The sequence below is a fragment of the Thermus composti genome (assembly GCF_014647535.1).
In the GTDB taxonomy this organism is placed as follows: Bacteria; Deinococcota; Deinococci; order Deinococcales; family Thermaceae; genus Thermus; species Thermus composti.
Window position 1 is genome coordinate 11,794 of record NZ_BMPJ01000024.1, and the last position, 15,974, is coordinate 27,767.

Sequence of the window (15,974 nt, forward strand, 5' to 3'; positions counted from 1 at the left end):
CTCTACCCATACCATCCCCCAGACTGCCCGACAAGGGGAGGGTCTTTGTCTTTAGGAACAAATTTCCCGGTAGGTTTGAAAAAATGCCCAGTTGCTCCCCGCCCCTCCCCCGGGCCACCCTGGAGGGGAAAGGAGCAGCATGTTCCGGGGTTCCATACCGCCCTTACCCACACCTTTCCGCAACGGCCGGCTGGACGAGGAGGCCTTAAGGCGCCTGGTGGAGCGGGTGGTCCAAGGGGGCTCCCACGGGGTGAGCGTGGGGGGCACCACGGGGGAGCCCGGCACCCAGACCCTGGAGGAGAGGAAGCGGGCCATAGAGGTCGTCCTGGATCAGGTGGCGGGCCGGGTTCCCGTGATCCCAGGGACCGGGGCCCTTTGCCTTCAGGAGACCCTAGAGCTCACCCGCTTCGCCAAGGAGGCGGGGGCCCAAGGGGCCTTGGTCATCGTCCCCTACTACGTGAAGCCCAACCAGGAGGGCCTTTACCGCTACTTCGCCGAGGTGGCCCGGGCGGTGCCCGACTTCCCCCTCCTCATCTACAACATCCCGGGCCGGGCCGGGGTGGAGATCGCCCCCAAGACCGTGGGGCGCCTAAGGCGGGACTTCCCCAACATCGTGGGCCTCAAGCACTCCTCCAAGGACCTGGAGTACCTCTCCCACCTCTTCCTGGAGGCGGGGCGGGACTTCCTCGTCTTCTGCGGCTTAGAAAGCCTCACCCTCCCCATGATGAGCCTGGGGGCGGTGGGGACCATCGCCGCCACCGCCAACTGGCTCCCCAAGGAGGTGGCCCTCCTTTGCGAAAGGGCCCTGGCCGGGGACTACCCGGGGGCGCGGGAACTCCACTTTTACCTCCTCGAGGCCAACGAGGCCATCTTCTGGGACACGAACCCCATCCCCCTGAAGACCGTCCTTTCCTGGATGGGCCTCCTGGAGAAGGAGTGGCGGCCCCCCTTGGGCCCCACCACCCCGGAGGTGGAGGAGAGGCTTAGGCGCATGGCCGAGCGCTACGGGCTTCTCCCCAAGGAGGCGGCATGAAGCTCGCTCGCTTTCTCGCCAAGGGCCGGGTCCACCAGGGGGTCTATCGGGAAGGCCTTCTCCTGGACGAGGCGGGGGAGGCCCACGACCCCGAGAGGGTCACCTGGCTCCTTCCCTTCACCCCGGGGAAGATCCTGGGGGTGGCCCTGAACTACGCCGACCACGCCGAGGAGCTGGGCCTAGAGCGCCCCGAGGAGCCCGCCCTCTTTTGGAAGCCCAACACCAGCCTCCTCCCCCACAAGGGGGTGGTCCTCTACCCCAAGGGGGCCAGGTTCGTCCACTACGAGGTGGAGCTTGCCGTGGTGGTGGGCCGCCCCATGAAGAAGGTCAAGGCCAAGGACGCCCTGGACCACGTCCTGGGCTACACCATCGCCAACGACCTGGTGGCCCGGGACTACGTGAAAAACACCTTCCGCCCCCCCATCAGGGCCAAGGGGCGGGACACCTTCTTGCCCTTGGGGCCTTTCCTGGTGGTGGAGGAGGTGGAAGACCCCCAGGACCTCTGGCTTCGGGCCTACGTGAACGGGGAACTCCGGCAGGAGGGGCACACCTCGAGGATGCTCTACTCCGTGGCCGAGCTTTTAGAGTTCATCTCTGAGTTCATGACCTTAGAGCCCTACGACGTCCTCCTCACCGGCACCCCCAAGGGCATAAGCCAGGTCCACCCCGGGGACGTGATGCGCCTGGAGATCGAGGGCCTTGGGGCCCTGGAAAACCCCATAGAGGAGGAGCCATGAGGTACGCCGACCAGGTTGCGGGCATCCCTTGGGAAACCATTGAGGCGGTGCGGCGGCGCCTAAAGGAAAGGCCCGCCCTCCACTACATCGCCGGAAACTTCGTCCCTTCAGAAAGCGGGGAAACCTTCCCCTCCCTAGACCCCGCCACCAACGAGGTCCTGGGGGTGGCGGCAAGGGGCGGGCCCAAGGAGGTGGACAAGGCGGCCCGGGCGGCCCACGAGGCCTTTCCCAGGTGGAGCCGCACCAAGGCTAAGGAAAGGAAGCGCTACCTCCTCAAAATCGCCGAGCTCATAGAAAAGCACGCCGACGAGCTTGCCGTGATGGAGTGCCTGGATGCGGGGCAGGTCCTAAGGATCGTCCGGGCCCAGGTGGCCCGGGCGGCGGAGAACTTCGCCTTCTACGCCGAGTACGCCGAGCACGCCATGGAGGACCGGACCTTCCCCGTGGACCGGGACTGGCTCTACTACACCGTGCGGGTTCCCACGGGCCCCGTGGGGATCATCACCCCCTGGAACGCCCCTTTGATGCTTTCCACCTGGCGCATCGCCCCCGCCTTGGCCTTCGGGAACACCGTGGTCCTGAAGCCCGCCGAGTGGAGCCCCTTCACCGCCACGAAGCTCGCCGAGATCCTGGAGGAGGCGGACCTTCCCCCCGGGGTCTTCAACCTGGTCCAAGGCTTTGGCGAGGAGGCGGGGGCGGCCCTGGTGGCCCACCCCCTGGTCCCCCTCCTCACCCTCACCGGGGAGACGGAGACGGGGAAGATCGTGATGCGAAACGCCGCGGAGCACCTCAAAAGGCTTTCCCCGGAGCTCGGCGGGAAAAGCCCCGCTTTGGTCTTCGCCGACGCCGATTTGGAAAGGGCCTTAGACGCCGTGGTCTTCCAGATCTATTCCTTTAACGGGGAAAGGTGCACGGCAAGCTCCAGGCTCCTCGTGGAGGAGAGCATCTTTGGGGACTTCGTGGCGAAGGTGGCGGAAAGGGCCAAGGCCATCCGGGTGGGCCACCCCTTGGACCCCGAGACCGAGGTGGGGCCCCTCGTTCACCCCGAGCACCTCCAAAGGGTTTTGGGCTACATCCAGGCGGGGCTTGCGGAAGGGGCGAGGCTTCTCGTGGGCGGGGAAAGGGCCACCACCTCCTTCCGGGGGGAGGACCTCTCCCGGGGGAACTACCTCAAGCCCACCCTCTTCGTGGGGGAAAACCACATGAAAATCGCCCAGGAGGAGATCTTCGGGCCCGTCCTCGTGGCCATCCCCTTTAAGGACGAGGAGGAGGCCCTAAGGAAGGCGAACGACACCAAGTACGGCCTTGCCGCCTACGTCTTCACCCGTGACCTGGAAAGGGCCCACCGCCTCGCCCTGGAGCTCGAGGCGGGGATGGTCTACCTGAATAGCCACAACGTCCGCCACCTGCCCACCCCCTTCGGCGGGGTGAAGCAAAGCGGGGACCGGCGGGAAGGGGGGCATTACGCCCTGGACTTCTACACCGACCTCAAGACCATCGCCCTTCCCCTAAGGCCCCCCCACGTGCCCAAGTTCGGAAAGGAAGGGAGGTAGCCCATGGCAAGGACGGGAGCGGAGTACCTCGAGGCCCTAAGGATGCGCCCCCCCAACCTCTGGTACAAGGGGGAGAAGGTGGAGGACCCCACCACCCACCCCGTCTTCCGGGGGATCGTGCGCACCATGGCCCTCCTCTACGACCTGCAGCACGACCCCCGCTACCGGGAGGTCCTCACCTACGAGGAGGAGGGGAAGCGGCACGGGACGAGCTTCCTCATCCCTAAGACCAGGGAGGACCTAAAGCGGCGGGGAAAGGCCTACAAGCTCTGGGCCGACCAGAACCTGGGGATGATGGGGCGAAGCCCCGACTACCTGAACGCCGTGGTCATGGCCTACGCGGCGAGCGCCGACTACTTCGGGGAGTTCGCCGAAAACGTAAGGAACTACTACCGGTACCTCCGGGACAAGGACCTGGCCACCACCCACGCCCTCACCAACCCCCAGGTGAACCGGGCGAAGCCCCCTTCCGCCCAGCCCGACCCCTACATCCCCGTGGGGGTGGTCAGGCAGACGGAGAAGGGGATCGTGGTCCGAGGGGCGCGGATGACCGCCACCTTCCCCTTAGCGGACGAGGTCCTCGTCTTCCCCTCCACCCTCCTCAAGGAAGGCCCGGGAAGCGAGAAGTACGCCATCGCCTTCGCCCTTCCCACCTCCACCCCTGGGCTTCACTTCGTCTGCCGGGAAGGCCTGGTGGGGGGGGATAGCCCCTTTGACTACCCCCTTTCTAGCCGCCTCGAGGAGATGGACTGCCTGGTGGTTTTTGACGACGTTCTCGTCCCCTGGGAACGGGTCTTCATCCTGGGGAACGTGGAGCTTTGCAACAACGCCTACGCCGCCACGGGGGCCCTGAACCACATGGCCCACCAGGTGGTGGCCTTGAAGACCGCCAAGACCGAGGCCTTTTTGGGGGTGGCGGCCCTCATGGCGGAGGGGATCGGGGCCGACGCCTACGCCCATGTCCAGGAGAAGATCGCCGAGATCATCGTCTACCTCGAGGCCATGAAGGCCTTCTGGACGAGGGCCGAGGAGGAGGCCAAGGAAAACGCCTACGGGCTTCTCTGCCCCGACCGCAAGGCCCTGGACGGGGCCCGGAACCTCTACCCGAGGCTTTACCCCAGGATCCGGGAGATCATCCAGCAGATCGGGGCCTCGGGCCTCATCACCCTCCCCTCGGAAAAGGACTTCAAGGGGCCCCTCGGCCCCTTCCTGGAGAAGTTCCTCCAGGGGGCAACCCTGGAGGCCAAGGAGCGGGTGGCCCTCTTCCGCTTGGCCTGGGACATGACCCTCTCCGGCTTCGGGGCCCGGCAGGAGCTTTACGAGCGCTTTTTCTTCGGCGACCCCGTGCGCATGTACCAGACCCTCTACCAGGTCTACGACAAGGAGCCCTACAAGGAGAGGATCCGCGCCTTCCTCAAGGAGAGCCTCAAGGTCTTTGAGGAGGTAGAGGCGTGAAGGAGGCCTTCAAGGAGGCCATGAGCCGCTTCGCCAGCGGGGTCACGGTGGTGGCGGCGCGGCTTGGGGAGGAGGAGAGGGGGATGACCGCCACCGCCTTCATGTCCCTAAGCCTCGAGCCCCCCCTCGTGGCCCTGGCGGTGAGCGAAAGGGCCAAGCTCCTTCCCGTCCTCGAGGGGGCGGGGGCCTTCACGGTGAGCCTCCTCCGGGAGGGGCAGGAGGCGGTCTCCGAGCACTTCGCCGGGAGGCCCCGTGAGGGGGTCGCCCTGGAAGGGGGAAGGGTGAAGGGGGCCCTCGCCGTCCTCTTCTGCCGCCTCCACGCCCTCTACCCCGGGGGGGACCACCGGATCGTGGTGGGGCGGGTGGAGCGGGTGGAGCTGGGGGAGGAGGGGCCTCCTTTGGTCTACTTCCAAAGGGGCTACAGGAGGCTCGTATGGCCATCGTGAGGGTGGGGTTTTTGGAGCTTTGGGTGAGGGATTTGGAAAGGAGCCTGGAGTTCTACCAGGGGCTTCTCGGCTTCCGCCTGGAGCACCGGGAAGGGAAGAGCGCTTACCTTAGGGGCTACGAGGAGCTGGAGTGGAGCCTCAAGCTCACCGAGGCTCCCTTTCCCGCCGTGGCCGCTTTGGGCTTCAAGGTGGACGAGGAGGGCCTGGACCAGGCCCGGACCTGGGCCCAGCAGGAGGGGCTTCCCCACCGCCTCGAGGCGGACTGGGGTAGGCCCGAGGTCCTAAGGGTCCAAGACCCCTTCGGCTACCCCCTGGCCTTCTACTTCCGGGCGGAGAAGCTTCCCCGGGTCCTGCAGAACTACCACGAGTACCGGGGACCCGGGATCCTGCGCATAGACCACCTCAACCTCTTCTCCCCCGAGGTGGACAGGGCCACCCGCTTCTACCAGGAGGTCTTCGGCTTCCGCCTCACCGAGTACACGGAGGACGAGGAGGGAAGGCTTTGGGCGAGCTGGCTCCACCGCAAGGGGAACGTCCACGACGTCGCCTTCACCAACGGGGAGGGCCCCAGGCTCCACCACTTCGCCTACTGGCTTCCAGACCCCCTCGCCATCCTGAAGGCGGCGGACATCCTGGCGGGGGCCATGCGCACGGACGAGATAGAGCGGGGCCCCGGGCGGCACGGGATCTCCAACGCCATGTTCCTCTACCTCAGGGACCCCGACGGGCACCGCATAGAGCTTTACACCTCCGACTACCTCACCGTGGACCCCGACCACCCCCCGGTGCGCTGGAGCCTGGACGACCCCCGCCGCCAGACCCTCTGGGGCCACCGCACCCCCAAAAGCTGGTTTTTGGAGGGGAGCCTCCTCTTGGACCTGGAGGGGAAGCCCGTGCCCACGAGGGCCTCGGCCCTCCAGGGCCTCCCCGAGCACGTGACCTAAGGGCCCCGGTTCCAGCCCGGGGCTTGACGGGACAAAGGTCCCTTCCTAGACTGGTAGCCGAACCAAACGAGTGTTCGTTTGCCCTGGTCCGGGCTTCCAAGGCCCGGTGGGAAGAAGGAGGGAAACCATGAAGCGTTGGTGGGCGGTTCTTTTGGTGCTGGCCCTTTCCGCATGGGCCCAAGGCACCCTGAAGGTGGGGGTGGTGGTCTCGGCCACGGGGCCCGCCGCCTCCTTGGGCATCCCCGAGCGGAACACCTTTCCCCTCATCCAGGAGATGGTGGACCGCCAGGGGGGCGTGGCCGGGCGGAAGGTGGAGTTCGTCATCCTGGACGACGCCTCCGACACCACCCAGGCGGTGCGGAACACGCGGCGCCTGGTGGAGGAGGGCGCCGTGGCCATCGTGGGCACCGCCACCACCCCGGCCTCCTTGGGGATGATCCCCGTGGTGGCCGAGGCCAAGGTGCCCATGATCTCCCTGGCCGCCGGCAAGGAAATCATCCACCCCGTGGACGCCCAGCGGTTCTGGGTCTTCAAGACCCCCCAGACCGAGGAGCTCATGGCCCGGGCCATCGTGGCCGACATGGCGGCCCGTGGGGTGAAGACCGTGGGCTACATCGGCTTCAACGACGCCTACGGGGAGGGCTGGGCCCGCTTCTTTGAGGCGGAGCTCAAGGCCAAAGGGCTCCAGCTCGTGGCCAGCGAGCGCTACAACCGCACGGACACCTCCGTCACTGGCCAGGCCCTGAGGATCATCACCCGCAGGCCCGATGCCGTCCTCATCGGCGCAAGCGGCACCCCGGCGGTCCTTCCCCAAAGGACCCTCAAGGAAAGGGGCTACCGGGGCCTCATCTACCAGACCCACGGGGTGGCGAACCCCGACTTCCTCCGGGTGGGGGGCAGGGACGTGGAGGGGACGCTTCTTCCCGCCGGGCCCATCCTGGTGGCGGAGCAGCTTCCTAGCACCTTCCCCTCCAAGCGGGTGGCCCTGGACTACATCCAGCGCTACGAGGCCAAGTACGGCATCGGCAGCTACTCCACCTTCGGGGCCCACGCCTGGGACGCCTGGCTCATCCTGAAGCCCGCCCTGGAACGGGCCCTGAAGCGGGCCGACCCGGCCAGGGACCTCGCCGCCTTCCGCGCCGCCCTCCGCGACGAGCTCGAGGCCACCCGGGGCGTGGTGGCCACCCAGGGGGTCTTCACCTTCACCAAGGAGGACCACCTGGGTCTCCGTTTTGAGGATGCGGCGGTGATGGTGCGGGTGGAGAACGGCCGCTGGAAGCTGGAGCGGGTCTTCCGGTAAGCCATGGACGCCACCATCCTCGGCCTCCTCCTCCTGGACGGCGTGCAGAACGGGGTGGTCTACGGCCTCCTGGCCCTGGCCATGGTCCTGGTCTTCGCCGTCACCCGGGTGATCCTGGTGCCCATCGGGGAGCTCATGATGTTCGCCCCCCTCTCCTTCGTCTGGCTCCAGGGGGGGAAGCTTCCCGGGACCCTTTGGCTCGCCCTCGCCCTCGGGGCCCTTTGGGCCCTTTTGGAGCGGGGGAGGGGGCGTGGGCTTCCCCTCGCGGGCGGGGCGGGGCTTCTTCTCCTCTTCCTCCTCGCCCGGGGAAACCCGGCCCTCGCCTATTTGGCGGCCCTCCTCCTCGTGGTCTATTTGGGCGTGGCCACCTACCGGGTCTTCTTCCAGCCCATGCGGGAGGCCACGGTCCTCGCCCTCCTCATCATGGCGGTGGGGCTTCACGTGGCCTACCAGGGCCTGGGCCTCGTCTTCTTCGGCCCCGAGCAGTACCGCCCCGACCCCCTTCTTCAGGGGGAGGCCACCGTGGGCCTCACCTGGCAGGGGGTCTTGGTCCTCGCCTTCGCCCTTTTGAGCGCTGCCGCCCTTTACCTCTTCTTCCGCCGTTCCCTCTTCGGGAAGGCCCTCTTGGCGGCGGCGGAGAACCGGCTTGGGGCGAGGCTTTGCGGGATCCGCCCGGAGGAGGCGGGGATGGTGGCCTTCGCCATCGCAGGCCTCATGGCGGCCCTCTCGGGGCTTCTCCTGGCCCCCCTCATCAACGCCGCCTACTTCATGGGCTTCATGCTGGGGCTCAAGGCCTTTGTGGCGGCCATTTTGGGGGGGCTTGTGAGCTACCCGGTGGCCTTTTTGGGGGCGGTCCTGGTGGGACTCTTTGAGAGCTTCACCAGCTTTTACGCCAGCGCTTACAAGGAGGCTTTGGTCTTCCTCCTTTTGGTGCCGGCCCTCTTCTACCAAAGCCTTAGGGCGAAGGGGGTGGAGGAGTGAGGCGGTACCTCTGGTTTTCCCTCTTGCTCTTGCCCTTCCTCCTATCCCCCTTTCCCTTCTACCTCACCCTCCTCAACTTCTTCGCCATCGCCGCCCTGGTGGCCCTTTCCCTCTACGTCCTCACGGGGCTTGGCGGGATGACCAGCTTCGCCCAGGCGGCCTTCATGGGGGTTTCGGCCTACGCCACCGCCCTCCTCACCGCGCGGGCTTCGCTTTCCCCCTGGGCGGGCCTCGCCTTGGGCCTCGGCCTCACCGTGGCCTTCGCCCTGGTGCTGGGCCTCCTCACCGTGCGGCTTAAGGGCCACTTCCTCCCCCTTTCCACCATCGCCTGGCAGGTGGCCCTGTACATCCTCGCCGGGAACCTGGTGGGGCTCACCGGGGGGCACACGGGGCTTACCGACCTTCCCCCCTTGAGCCTTTTCGGCCTCCCCTTGGACACCCCCTTCCGCTACGCTTTCCTTGGCCTTTTCCTCCTCGCCCTTGGGGTTTTGGCCCTTAAGAACCTGAGGGAAAGCCGCCTGGGCCGGGCCCTCCTCGCCCTTAGGGGGGATGCCCTCACCGCGGCGAGCTTCGGGGTGGACCCGGCGGCCCTCCGCCTCAAGGCCTTTTTGCTTGCGGGGGGGATCGCCGGGCTTGCGGGGTTTTTGTACGCCCACTTCCTCCGCTTCGTAAACCCCACCCCCTTTTCCCTCGAGGCCTCCATCAAGTACCTGGTGATGGCGGTGGCGGGGGGCGTGGGGACGATCCCCGGGGTTCTGCTGGGGGCCGCCCTTTTCACCGGGCTAGAGGACTGGCTCAAAGACCTCCTCCCCCTCCTCCTAGGCCGCCAGGGGAACTACGAGACCATCGCCTACGGCCTCGTCCTGGCGGGGATCCTCCTCTTCGCCCCTCAGGGGCTTTGGCCCCTTCTTGCGGGAAGGCGCCCCTCCGGGCGGAAGGCCCTCCCCCAGGGGGAGCCCCTCCCCCCAAGGCCCCCCTCGGGCCGGCGGGGGGAGGTGGTCTTGGAGGCCAGGGGCTTGCGGAAGGCCTTCGGGGGGCTTATCGCCGTGAACGGCGTCTCCTTGGCCTTAAGGCGCGGGGAGATCCTGGCCCTCATCGGCCCCAACGGGGCGGGGAAGAGCACCACCTTCAACCTCTTGACCGGGGCCCTTCCCCCGGACGGGGGAGAGGTCTTCCTCTTCGGCAAGGAGATCACGGGCCTTCCCCCCCACCGGATCCACCCCTTGGGCCTGGGGCGCACCTTCCAGCACCCCCACGTCTTTCCCGAGATGACGGTCCTGGAAAACGCCGCCCTGGCCACCTACGCCCGCACCCGGGCGGGGTTCGTGCGGGTCCTCCTGGGCCTTCACCGGAAGGAGGAGGAAAGGGCTTTGGCCACCGCCTACGAGGCCCTTAGGCGGGTGGGCCTGGAAGGCCTCGCCCTGGAGCGGGCGGACCGGCTCACGGCGGGGCAGCAGCGGCTTTTGGAGCTCGCCCGCCTCCTCGCCTCGGGGGCGGAGGTGCTCCTTTTGGACGAGCCGGGGGCGGGGCTTAGGGCCGGGGAGAAGCGGGAACTCGCCCGGCTCCTTCTGGGCCTTGCCCGGGAGGGGTACAGCGTCCTCATCGTGGACCACGACATGGACCTGATCATGGGCCTGGCGGACCGGGTGGTGGTGATGAACTACGGGGAGAAGATCGCCGAGGGGACGCCCGAGGAGGTGCAGAAGAACCCCCTGGTGCGGGCGGCCTACCTGGGGGAGGAGGCGGCATGAGTCTCTTGGCCGTGCGGGACCTCACGGTGCGCTACGGGGCCTTGGAGGCGGTGCGGGGGGTTTCCTTCGCCTTGGAGGAGGGGGAGGCCCTGGCCCTCATCGGCCCCAACGGGGCGGGGAAGACCAGCGTCCTAAGGGGGATCCTAGGCCTTGCCCGGACCGAGGGGGAGGTGCGCCTTGGGAGAAAGCCCCTCCCCCAAAGGACCCCCGAGGCCCTCCTGCAGCGGGGCGTGGTCCTCGTCCCCGAGGGGCGGGCCCTTTTCCCCGGGCTTTCCGTGGAGGACAACCTCCTCCTCGGGGGGTTTTCCCGCTTCCGGCGGGGGGAGGCCCTCGAGGCGGACCTCAGGCGGGTCTACGCCCTTTTTCCCCGCCTGGAAGAGAGGCGGCGCCAGCTTGCGGGGACCCTCTCCGGGGGGGAGCAGCAGATGCTGGCCATCGGCCGGGCCCTCATGGCGAGGCCCCGCCTTCTCTTTCTGGACGAGCCCTCCTTGGGCCTTGCCCCCCTCGTCGTCCAGGAGATCTTCCGCACCCTCGCCGCCCTCAAGGGGGAGGGGATGACCCTCCTCCTCGTGGAGCAGAACGCCAGGATGGCCCTCTCCCTGGCGGACCGGGCGGTGGTGCTGGAGGCGGGGGAGGTGGCCCTTTCCGGGCGGGCCGAGGAGCTTAAGGCCAACCCCCGGGTGGTGGAGGCCTACCTGGGGGCGGCGCGGGGGGTGGAGGGGTGAAGGACCCCTTCATGGAGGCCCTGGGGTTTTCCGTGCGCCACCTAGGCCCAGGGGAGGCGGTGGTGGCGGGGGTGGTGCGGGCGGAGCACCTGAACCTCCACGGCACCGCCCACGGGGGCTTCCTCTACGCCCTGGCGGATAGCGCCTTCGCCCTGGCCTCTAACTCCCGGGGCCCCGCCGTGGCCCTTTCCTGCCGCATGGACTATTTCCGCCCTCTCTTTTTGGGGGCGAGGGTGGAGGCAAAGGCGGTGGAGGTGAACCTCTCCCGCCGCACCGCCACCTACCGGGTGGAGCTGGTCTCCGAAGGGAAGCTGGTGGCCCTTTTCACGGGAACGGTCTTTCGCTTGGGAGGTGACGATGTACCAGCCGGAACTGGAAACCCTTCCCAGGGAGAAGCTTAGGGCGCTTCAGGAAGAGAGGCTTCGCCGCCTGGTGGCCTACGTCTACGAGCGGGTTCCCTTCTACAAGAAGCTCCTGGACGAGGCCGGGGTGGACCCCAAGGGGATTCGGGGCCTCGAGGACCTCCCCAGACTCCCCTTCACCAAAAAGAGTGACCTCCGCGACCACTACCCCTTCGGCCTCTTCGCCGTGCCCCGGGAGGAGGTGGCGAGGATCCACGCCTCTAGCGGCACCACCGGCAAGCCCACGGTGGTGGGCTACACCAAGAACGACCTCAAGGTCTTCGCCGAGGTGGTGGCCCGCTCCTTGGCGGCGGCCGGGGCGAGGCCCGGGATGATGCTCCACAACGCCTACGGCTACGGCCTCTTCACCGGAGGGCTTGGGCTTCACGGGGGGGCCGAGGCCTTGGGGATGACGGTGGTCCCGGTCTCGGGGGGGATGACGGAAAGGCAGGTCCTGCTCATCCAGGACTTCCGCCCCGAGGTGATCGCCTGCACCCCCTCCTACGCCCAGACCCTGGCGGAGGAGTTTAAGAGGCGGGGGGTTTCCCCGGAGGCCCTTTCCCTGGAGTACGCCGTCTTGGGGGCGGAGCCCTGGACCGAGGCCATCAGGAAGCAGGTGGACGAGGGCCTTGGGGTTAGGAGCACCAACATCTACGGCCTTTCCGAGATCATCGGCCCCGGGGTGGCCAACGAGTGCGTGGAGGAGCGCCAGGGAAGCCACATCTGGGAGGACCACTTCCTCCCCGAGGTGGTGGACCCGGACACGGGGGAGCCTTTGCCGGAGGGCAAGGTGGGGGTTTTGGTCTTCACCACCCTCACCAAGGAGGCCATGCCCCTCCTCCGCTACTGGACGGGGGACCTCACCTTCCTCACCTACGAGGCCTGCGCCTGCGGCCGCACCCACGTGCGCATGGGGCCCATCCTGGGCCGCACCGACGACATGCTCATCATCCGCGGGGTGAACGTCTACCCCACCCAGGTGGAGGCGATCCTTCTGGACATCCCCGAGGTGGCGCCCTACTACCAGATCGTGGTGCGGCGGGAGGGCACCCTGGACGAGGCGGAGCTCAAGGTGGAGGTCACCGAGGCCTTCTTCCGGGAGGTGGGCCAAAAGGCCCTCTCCGACGAGGTGGTGGAAGCGGACCACCGCCTCCACGCCCTGAGGGAGAAGATCGCCCGCAGGATCAAGGAAACCATCGGCGTCAGCTTCAAGGTCACCCTCCTCGCCCCGGGGGAGGCCCCAAGGAGCGAAGGGGGGAAGCTTAAGCGGGTCCTGGACCTGCGCAAGTAGCCATGCGCCCCATCCCCGAAGGCTTTGAGGCCACCTTTGAGACGGTGGTTACCCCGGAGATGACCGTACACTTTGAGGAGCTCGGGCCGGTCCACCCCGTCTACGCCACCTACTGGATGGCCAAGCACATGGAGCTTGCGGGCCGCAAGATCATCCTGCCCTTTCTGGAGGAGGGGGAAGAGGGGATCGGGAGCTACGTGGAGGTGCGCCACCTGGCCTCGGCGCTCCCGGGGATGCGGGTGCGGATCGTGGCCCGGCACGAAAGGACCGAGGGCAACCGGGTCCACGCCACCATGGAGGCCTACAACGAGCTGGGCGACCTCATCGGGGTGGGGCGGACCGAGCAGGTGATCCTCCCCAAGGCCAAGGTGGAGGCCCTCTTCCGCCGCCTTAGGGAGCGCTGGGAGGCGCAAAAATCGTCCTAATCCACCTCCTCGAGGCCCTGGCCCCGCCCCTCCTCTTCCTCTCCCCCTGGCTTCGGGCAAGGCTTTTCCGGGACCGGGCGGTCCTGGCCCTCTCCCTTCTGGCCTGCTTAGGGGCCTTGGAGGCGGGTTTTCCCGTGGTCCTCGCCGCCATGGCGGCCACGGCCCTGCCTATAGGGGGGGCGGTCCTCGAGGCCCCTTTTTCCGAGGAGCCCCCCGCTTGCCTAACCTCTGGACGGGAAGGCCCAAGGAGGCCTGGGCGGCCTACCGCTGGGGGGCGCTTGCGGCCTTGCCCTGGGGCGTGGGGGTCTTCCTGTTTTGGATGAGCGTTTTGGGTAGGCTTCCCCTTCTTTTCCCCGGGGCCTTGCTGGCGGGGATAGGGGTTATCCCGGTCTTCCTCGCCCTAAGGCGGAAGGCGGGCGTAGACTAAACCCATGCGCCTGGCGGGCAAGGTGGTGGTGGTCACCGGGGCGGGAAGCGGCTTGGGGCAGGCCCTGGCTTTGGAGCTCCTGAAAAGGGGTGCCCGGGTGGCGGTGGTGGACCTCAGGGAGGAGGGGCTAAGGGAGACCCAGGCCAAGGCGGGAGGCCTGGCGGGGGGGCTTAGCCTCCACCCCCTGGACATCACCGACCGCCCCAAGGTCCAGGCCCTCCCGGAGGCGGTGGAAAAGGCCCACGGCCAGGTGGACGGCCTCATCAACAACGCCGGGATCATCCAGCCCTTCAAGCGCCTTCTGGACCTGGAGGAGGCCGTCCTAGAGCGGGTGATGCGGGTGAACTTCTTCGGCACCCTCTACATGACCCGGGCCTTTTTGCCAAGGCTCCTTGGGCGCCCCGAGGCCCACCTGGTGAACGTGGCCAGCATGGGGGCCTTCGTGCCCGTGCCCGGGCAGGCGGTCTATGGGGCTTCCAAGGCGGCGGTGAAGCTCCTCACCGAGGCCCTTTGGGCCGAGCTCCAGGGGACTCCCGTGCGGGTGACCCTGGCCTTGCCCGGGGCCATGCGCACGGGGATCGCCGAGCACTCGGGGGTGGAGGCCCCCCGGGCCGAGGGGGGGGTGCCGGTCCTCGAGCCCGAGGAGGCGGCCCGGATCCTCCTGGACGCCGTAGAGCGGGACGCCTTCCGGGTCCTCTTGGGCAAGGACGCCCGCGCCATGGACCTCCTCTACCGCCTAAGCCCCCTCTACGCCACCCGGCTCATCCAAAGGCGCATGGCCCACCTGCTGGCTAGGGGTTAGCCCGCACCAAAAAGGCGGAAAGCCCCATGAGGAGGGTGAGGAGGAAGACCGTGGCGGCGAAGGCCAGCCCGTGCTCGGGAAGGAGGCGGTAAAAAAGCCCCAAAAGCCCTCCCGCCAAGGCGCTCCCCAGGGCCTGCCCCAAGGCCCGGGCCACGGAAAGGGCCCCCGAGGCGAGGCCCTCCGTCCCCTTGGGGGCTAAGGAGAGGACCAGGGCGTTGTTGGCCGCCTGGAAGAGGGCCCGCCCCACCCCCAAAAGCCCGAGGCCCAAAGCCGCCCCCCAAAGAGGGTGGAGGAGGGGAAGAAGGCCGAAGAGAAGCCCCGCCCCCACCAGAAGGTAGGCCCCCAGGAGGGCCACCCGCCGGTAGCCCAGCCGGTCCGCCACCCGCCCCGCCCAGGCCCCGAGGAAAAGGAGCTGCAAAGGCCCCACCAGAAGCACCCCGCCGATGGTCCCGGGCGCCATCCCCTCCGTCCCCAGGTAAAAGGCCAGGGCCACGGTGCTCCCCAGGGTGTGGAGGAAGTAGAGGCCGGTGGCGAGGAGGGCCCGGATAAACCCGGGGGTTTGGAAGAGGGCGGCCAAAGCCCCCCCTTGCGGGGGAAGCTCGGGGAGGTCGCCCGAAAGCAGCAGGGCCAGAAGGGCTAGGGGCAGGGGCAGGAGGAAGACGAAGGGAAGCCCCGCCCCCGCCGCAAGCCCGCCCAAAGCCGGGCCCAGAAGGGTCCCCGTGGCCACGGTGCTGGCCACGAGGCCCAAGGCGTACCCCCGGGCCTTGGGGTAGGCGGTGGCCGCCAGGCCCGGCACCAGGCCCACCACCATGGCCGTGGCCACCCCCTGGAGGAAGCGGAAGAGGTAGAGGGCAAAGAGGCTTGGGGCCAGGGCTAATAGGAGGGCGAAGAGGGCGTGGAGGAGAAGCCCAAGCCGAAAAAGCCTTCCCGCCCCCCACCTTCCCGAAAGCGCCGCCACGGGAAGGTAGGCCAAGGTGGCGCCCAAAAGCCCCAGGGAGACCACCCCCTGGGCCGCCTCCGGCCCCACGGCGAAGGCCTTCTGCACCACGGGGAGGGCGGGGGCCAGGCTGCTTTCGCTCACCGTCCCCAAAAGCACCCCGGAAAGGAGGGCGAAAAGCCTCCGGTCCACGGGCTAAGCCTACCGTAGGATGGGAGCATGGACCCGGTGGCGGCGCGCTTTTACGAGGGCTTTCTCTACCCAGACCTCCTCCCGAGGCTTCGCCGGAACCGGGAGCGGGTGGAGGCCTTTTACCGGGCGCTTCCTCCCCTTCCTCCCCTGCCCGCCCCCCGGGCTTTGGTCCTGGTGGAGGACTGGTGTCCGGACTCCGTCCAGGCCATCCCCGTCCTCGCCCGGCTTCCCCTCGAGGCCCGCTTCTTCTTCCGGGACCAAAACCCCGACCTGGCCGAGGCCTACGCCAAGGAGGGGAAGCGCATTGTCCCCACGGTGGTCTTCCTGGACGGGGATTTTGGGGAGCTCGCCCGCTGGCACGGGCCCCCCGAGGCCGCCCGGGCCTTCCTCCGGAAGGCCAAGGAGGAGGGCTTGCCTCCCGCCGAGCGCCTTCGCCGCTACCACGAGGCCTTCCCCCGCTTCGCCGAGGCCATGCTTGCCGAGTGGCGGGCCCTTTTGGGGGGAGAGGGCAGACTTGACCATTATGTAACTTCTGGGATAGATCGGTGCCATGACTCTTCGTGAGGCGCTATCC

17 protein-coding genes are annotated in these 15,974 nt (G+C 68.0%); 16 read left to right on the plus strand and 1 reads right to left on the minus strand.

The features are described from left to right. Positions 1 to 139 precede the first annotated feature (139 nt). The 15 genes from hpaI (at position 140) to IEX93_RS09220 (ending at position 14,271) form a co-directional block, all read left to right on the plus strand. Positions 140 to 1,033: a 2,4-dihydroxyhept-2-ene-1,7-dioic acid aldolase gene (gene hpaI, locus IEX93_RS09150; RefSeq protein WP_188847905.1), complete on the plus strand. Its 894-nt coding sequence runs from the start codon at positions 140 to 142 to the stop codon at positions 1,031 to 1,033. After that, a complete protein-coding gene (locus IEX93_RS09155) occupies positions 1,030 to 1,770 on the plus strand; it encodes a fumarylacetoacetate hydrolase family protein (RefSeq protein ID WP_188847906.1) in 741 nt (246 codons plus the stop codon). Before hpaI ends, IEX93_RS09155 begins: the two co-directional genes overlap by 4 nt. Continuing rightward, positions 1,767 to 3,323, plus strand: coding sequence for a 5-carboxymethyl-2-hydroxymuconate semialdehyde dehydrogenase (gene hpaE, locus IEX93_RS09160; protein ID WP_188847907.1), 1,557 nt, complete (start codon positions 1,767 to 1,769; stop codon positions 3,321 to 3,323). Before IEX93_RS09155 ends, hpaE begins: the two co-directional genes overlap by 4 nt. Positions 3,324 to 3,326: 3 nt before the next feature. Further along, positions 3,327 to 4,778: a 4-hydroxyphenylacetate 3-monooxygenase, oxygenase component gene (hpaB, locus tag IEX93_RS09165; RefSeq protein ID WP_188847908.1), complete on the plus strand. Its 1,452-nt coding sequence runs from the start codon at positions 3,327 to 3,329 to the stop codon at positions 4,776 to 4,778. Further along, on the plus strand, positions 4,775 to 5,224 hold the full coding sequence (hpaC, locus tag IEX93_RS09170; RefSeq protein WP_188847909.1) for a 4-hydroxyphenylacetate 3-monooxygenase reductase subunit: 450 nt from the start codon (positions 4,775 to 4,777) through the stop codon (positions 5,222 to 5,224). Before hpaB ends, hpaC begins: the two co-directional genes overlap by 4 nt. Continuing rightward, positions 5,212 to 6,168 (plus strand): 3,4-dihydroxyphenylacetate 2,3-dioxygenase, encoded by a 957-nt coding sequence (hpaD, locus tag IEX93_RS09175; protein WP_188847910.1) that lies wholly within the window; start codon positions 5,212 to 5,214, stop codon positions 6,166 to 6,168. Before hpaC ends, hpaD begins: the two co-directional genes overlap by 13 nt. A gap of 127 nt (positions 6,169 to 6,295) precedes the next feature. Next, the gene (locus IEX93_RS09180; protein ID WP_188847911.1) at positions 6,296 to 7,468 is read left to right on the plus strand and encodes an ABC transporter substrate-binding protein; all 1,173 of its coding nucleotides are present in this window, start codon (positions 6,296 to 6,298) and stop codon (positions 7,466 to 7,468) included. Between the two features lie 3 nt (positions 7,469 to 7,471). Continuing rightward, entirely contained in the window at positions 7,472 to 8,449 is a 978-nt protein-coding gene (locus IEX93_RS09185) for a branched-chain amino acid ABC transporter permease (protein WP_188847912.1), read from the plus strand. Next, positions 8,446 to 10,200 (plus strand): branched-chain amino acid ABC transporter ATP-binding protein/permease, encoded by a 1,755-nt coding sequence (locus IEX93_RS09190; protein ID WP_188847913.1) that lies wholly within the window; start codon positions 8,446 to 8,448, stop codon positions 10,198 to 10,200. Before IEX93_RS09185 ends, IEX93_RS09190 begins: the two co-directional genes overlap by 4 nt. After that, positions 10,197 to 10,925 carry an ABC transporter ATP-binding protein gene (locus IEX93_RS09195; RefSeq protein WP_188847914.1) on the plus strand — a complete coding sequence of 243 codons (729 nt, stop codon included), beginning with the start codon at positions 10,197 to 10,199 and terminating at the stop codon, positions 10,923 to 10,925. The genes IEX93_RS09190 and IEX93_RS09195 overlap by 4 nt, the downstream gene beginning before the upstream one ends. Further along, the gene (gene paaI, locus IEX93_RS09200) at positions 10,922 to 11,326 is read left to right on the plus strand and encodes a hydroxyphenylacetyl-CoA thioesterase PaaI (RefSeq protein ID WP_188847915.1); all 405 of its coding nucleotides are present in this window, start codon (positions 10,922 to 10,924) and stop codon (positions 11,324 to 11,326) included. The genes IEX93_RS09195 and paaI overlap by 4 nt, the downstream gene beginning before the upstream one ends. Next, on the plus strand, positions 11,283 to 12,617 hold the full coding sequence (locus IEX93_RS09205) for a phenylacetate--CoA ligase family protein (RefSeq protein ID WP_188847916.1): 1,335 nt from the start codon (positions 11,283 to 11,285) through the stop codon (positions 12,615 to 12,617). The genes paaI and IEX93_RS09205 overlap by 44 nt, the downstream gene beginning before the upstream one ends. A gap of 2 nt (positions 12,618 to 12,619) precedes the next feature. Further along, the gene (locus IEX93_RS09210) at positions 12,620 to 13,042 is read left to right on the plus strand and encodes a thioesterase family protein (RefSeq protein ID WP_188847917.1); all 423 of its coding nucleotides are present in this window, start codon (positions 12,620 to 12,622) and stop codon (positions 13,040 to 13,042) included. 217 nt (positions 13,043 to 13,259) lie between these two features. Next, positions 13,260 to 13,469, plus strand: coding sequence for a hypothetical protein (locus IEX93_RS09215; protein WP_188847918.1), 210 nt, complete (start codon positions 13,260 to 13,262; stop codon positions 13,467 to 13,469). A gap of 4 nt (positions 13,470 to 13,473) precedes the next feature. Continuing rightward, positions 13,474 to 14,271 carry an SDR family NAD(P)-dependent oxidoreductase gene (locus IEX93_RS09220; RefSeq protein WP_188847919.1) on the plus strand — a complete coding sequence of 266 codons (798 nt, stop codon included), beginning with the start codon at positions 13,474 to 13,476 and terminating at the stop codon, positions 14,269 to 14,271. On the opposite strand, the gene IEX93_RS09225 is transcribed toward IEX93_RS09220, so the two are convergent. Continuing rightward, positions 14,261 to 15,400 carry an MFS transporter gene (locus IEX93_RS09225; protein ID WP_188847920.1) on the minus strand — a complete coding sequence of 380 codons (1,140 nt, stop codon included), beginning with the start codon at positions 15,398 to 15,400 and terminating at the stop codon, positions 14,261 to 14,263. The genes IEX93_RS09220 and IEX93_RS09225 overlap by 11 nt on opposite strands. Positions 15,401 to 15,427: 27 nt before the next feature. Between IEX93_RS09225 and IEX93_RS09230 the strand changes: the two genes are divergently transcribed. Further along, positions 15,428 to 15,964, plus strand: coding sequence for a thioredoxin family protein (locus IEX93_RS09230; RefSeq protein ID WP_188847921.1), 537 nt, complete (start codon positions 15,428 to 15,430; stop codon positions 15,962 to 15,964). The last annotated feature ends 10 nt before the right edge of the window (positions 15,965 to 15,974 follow it).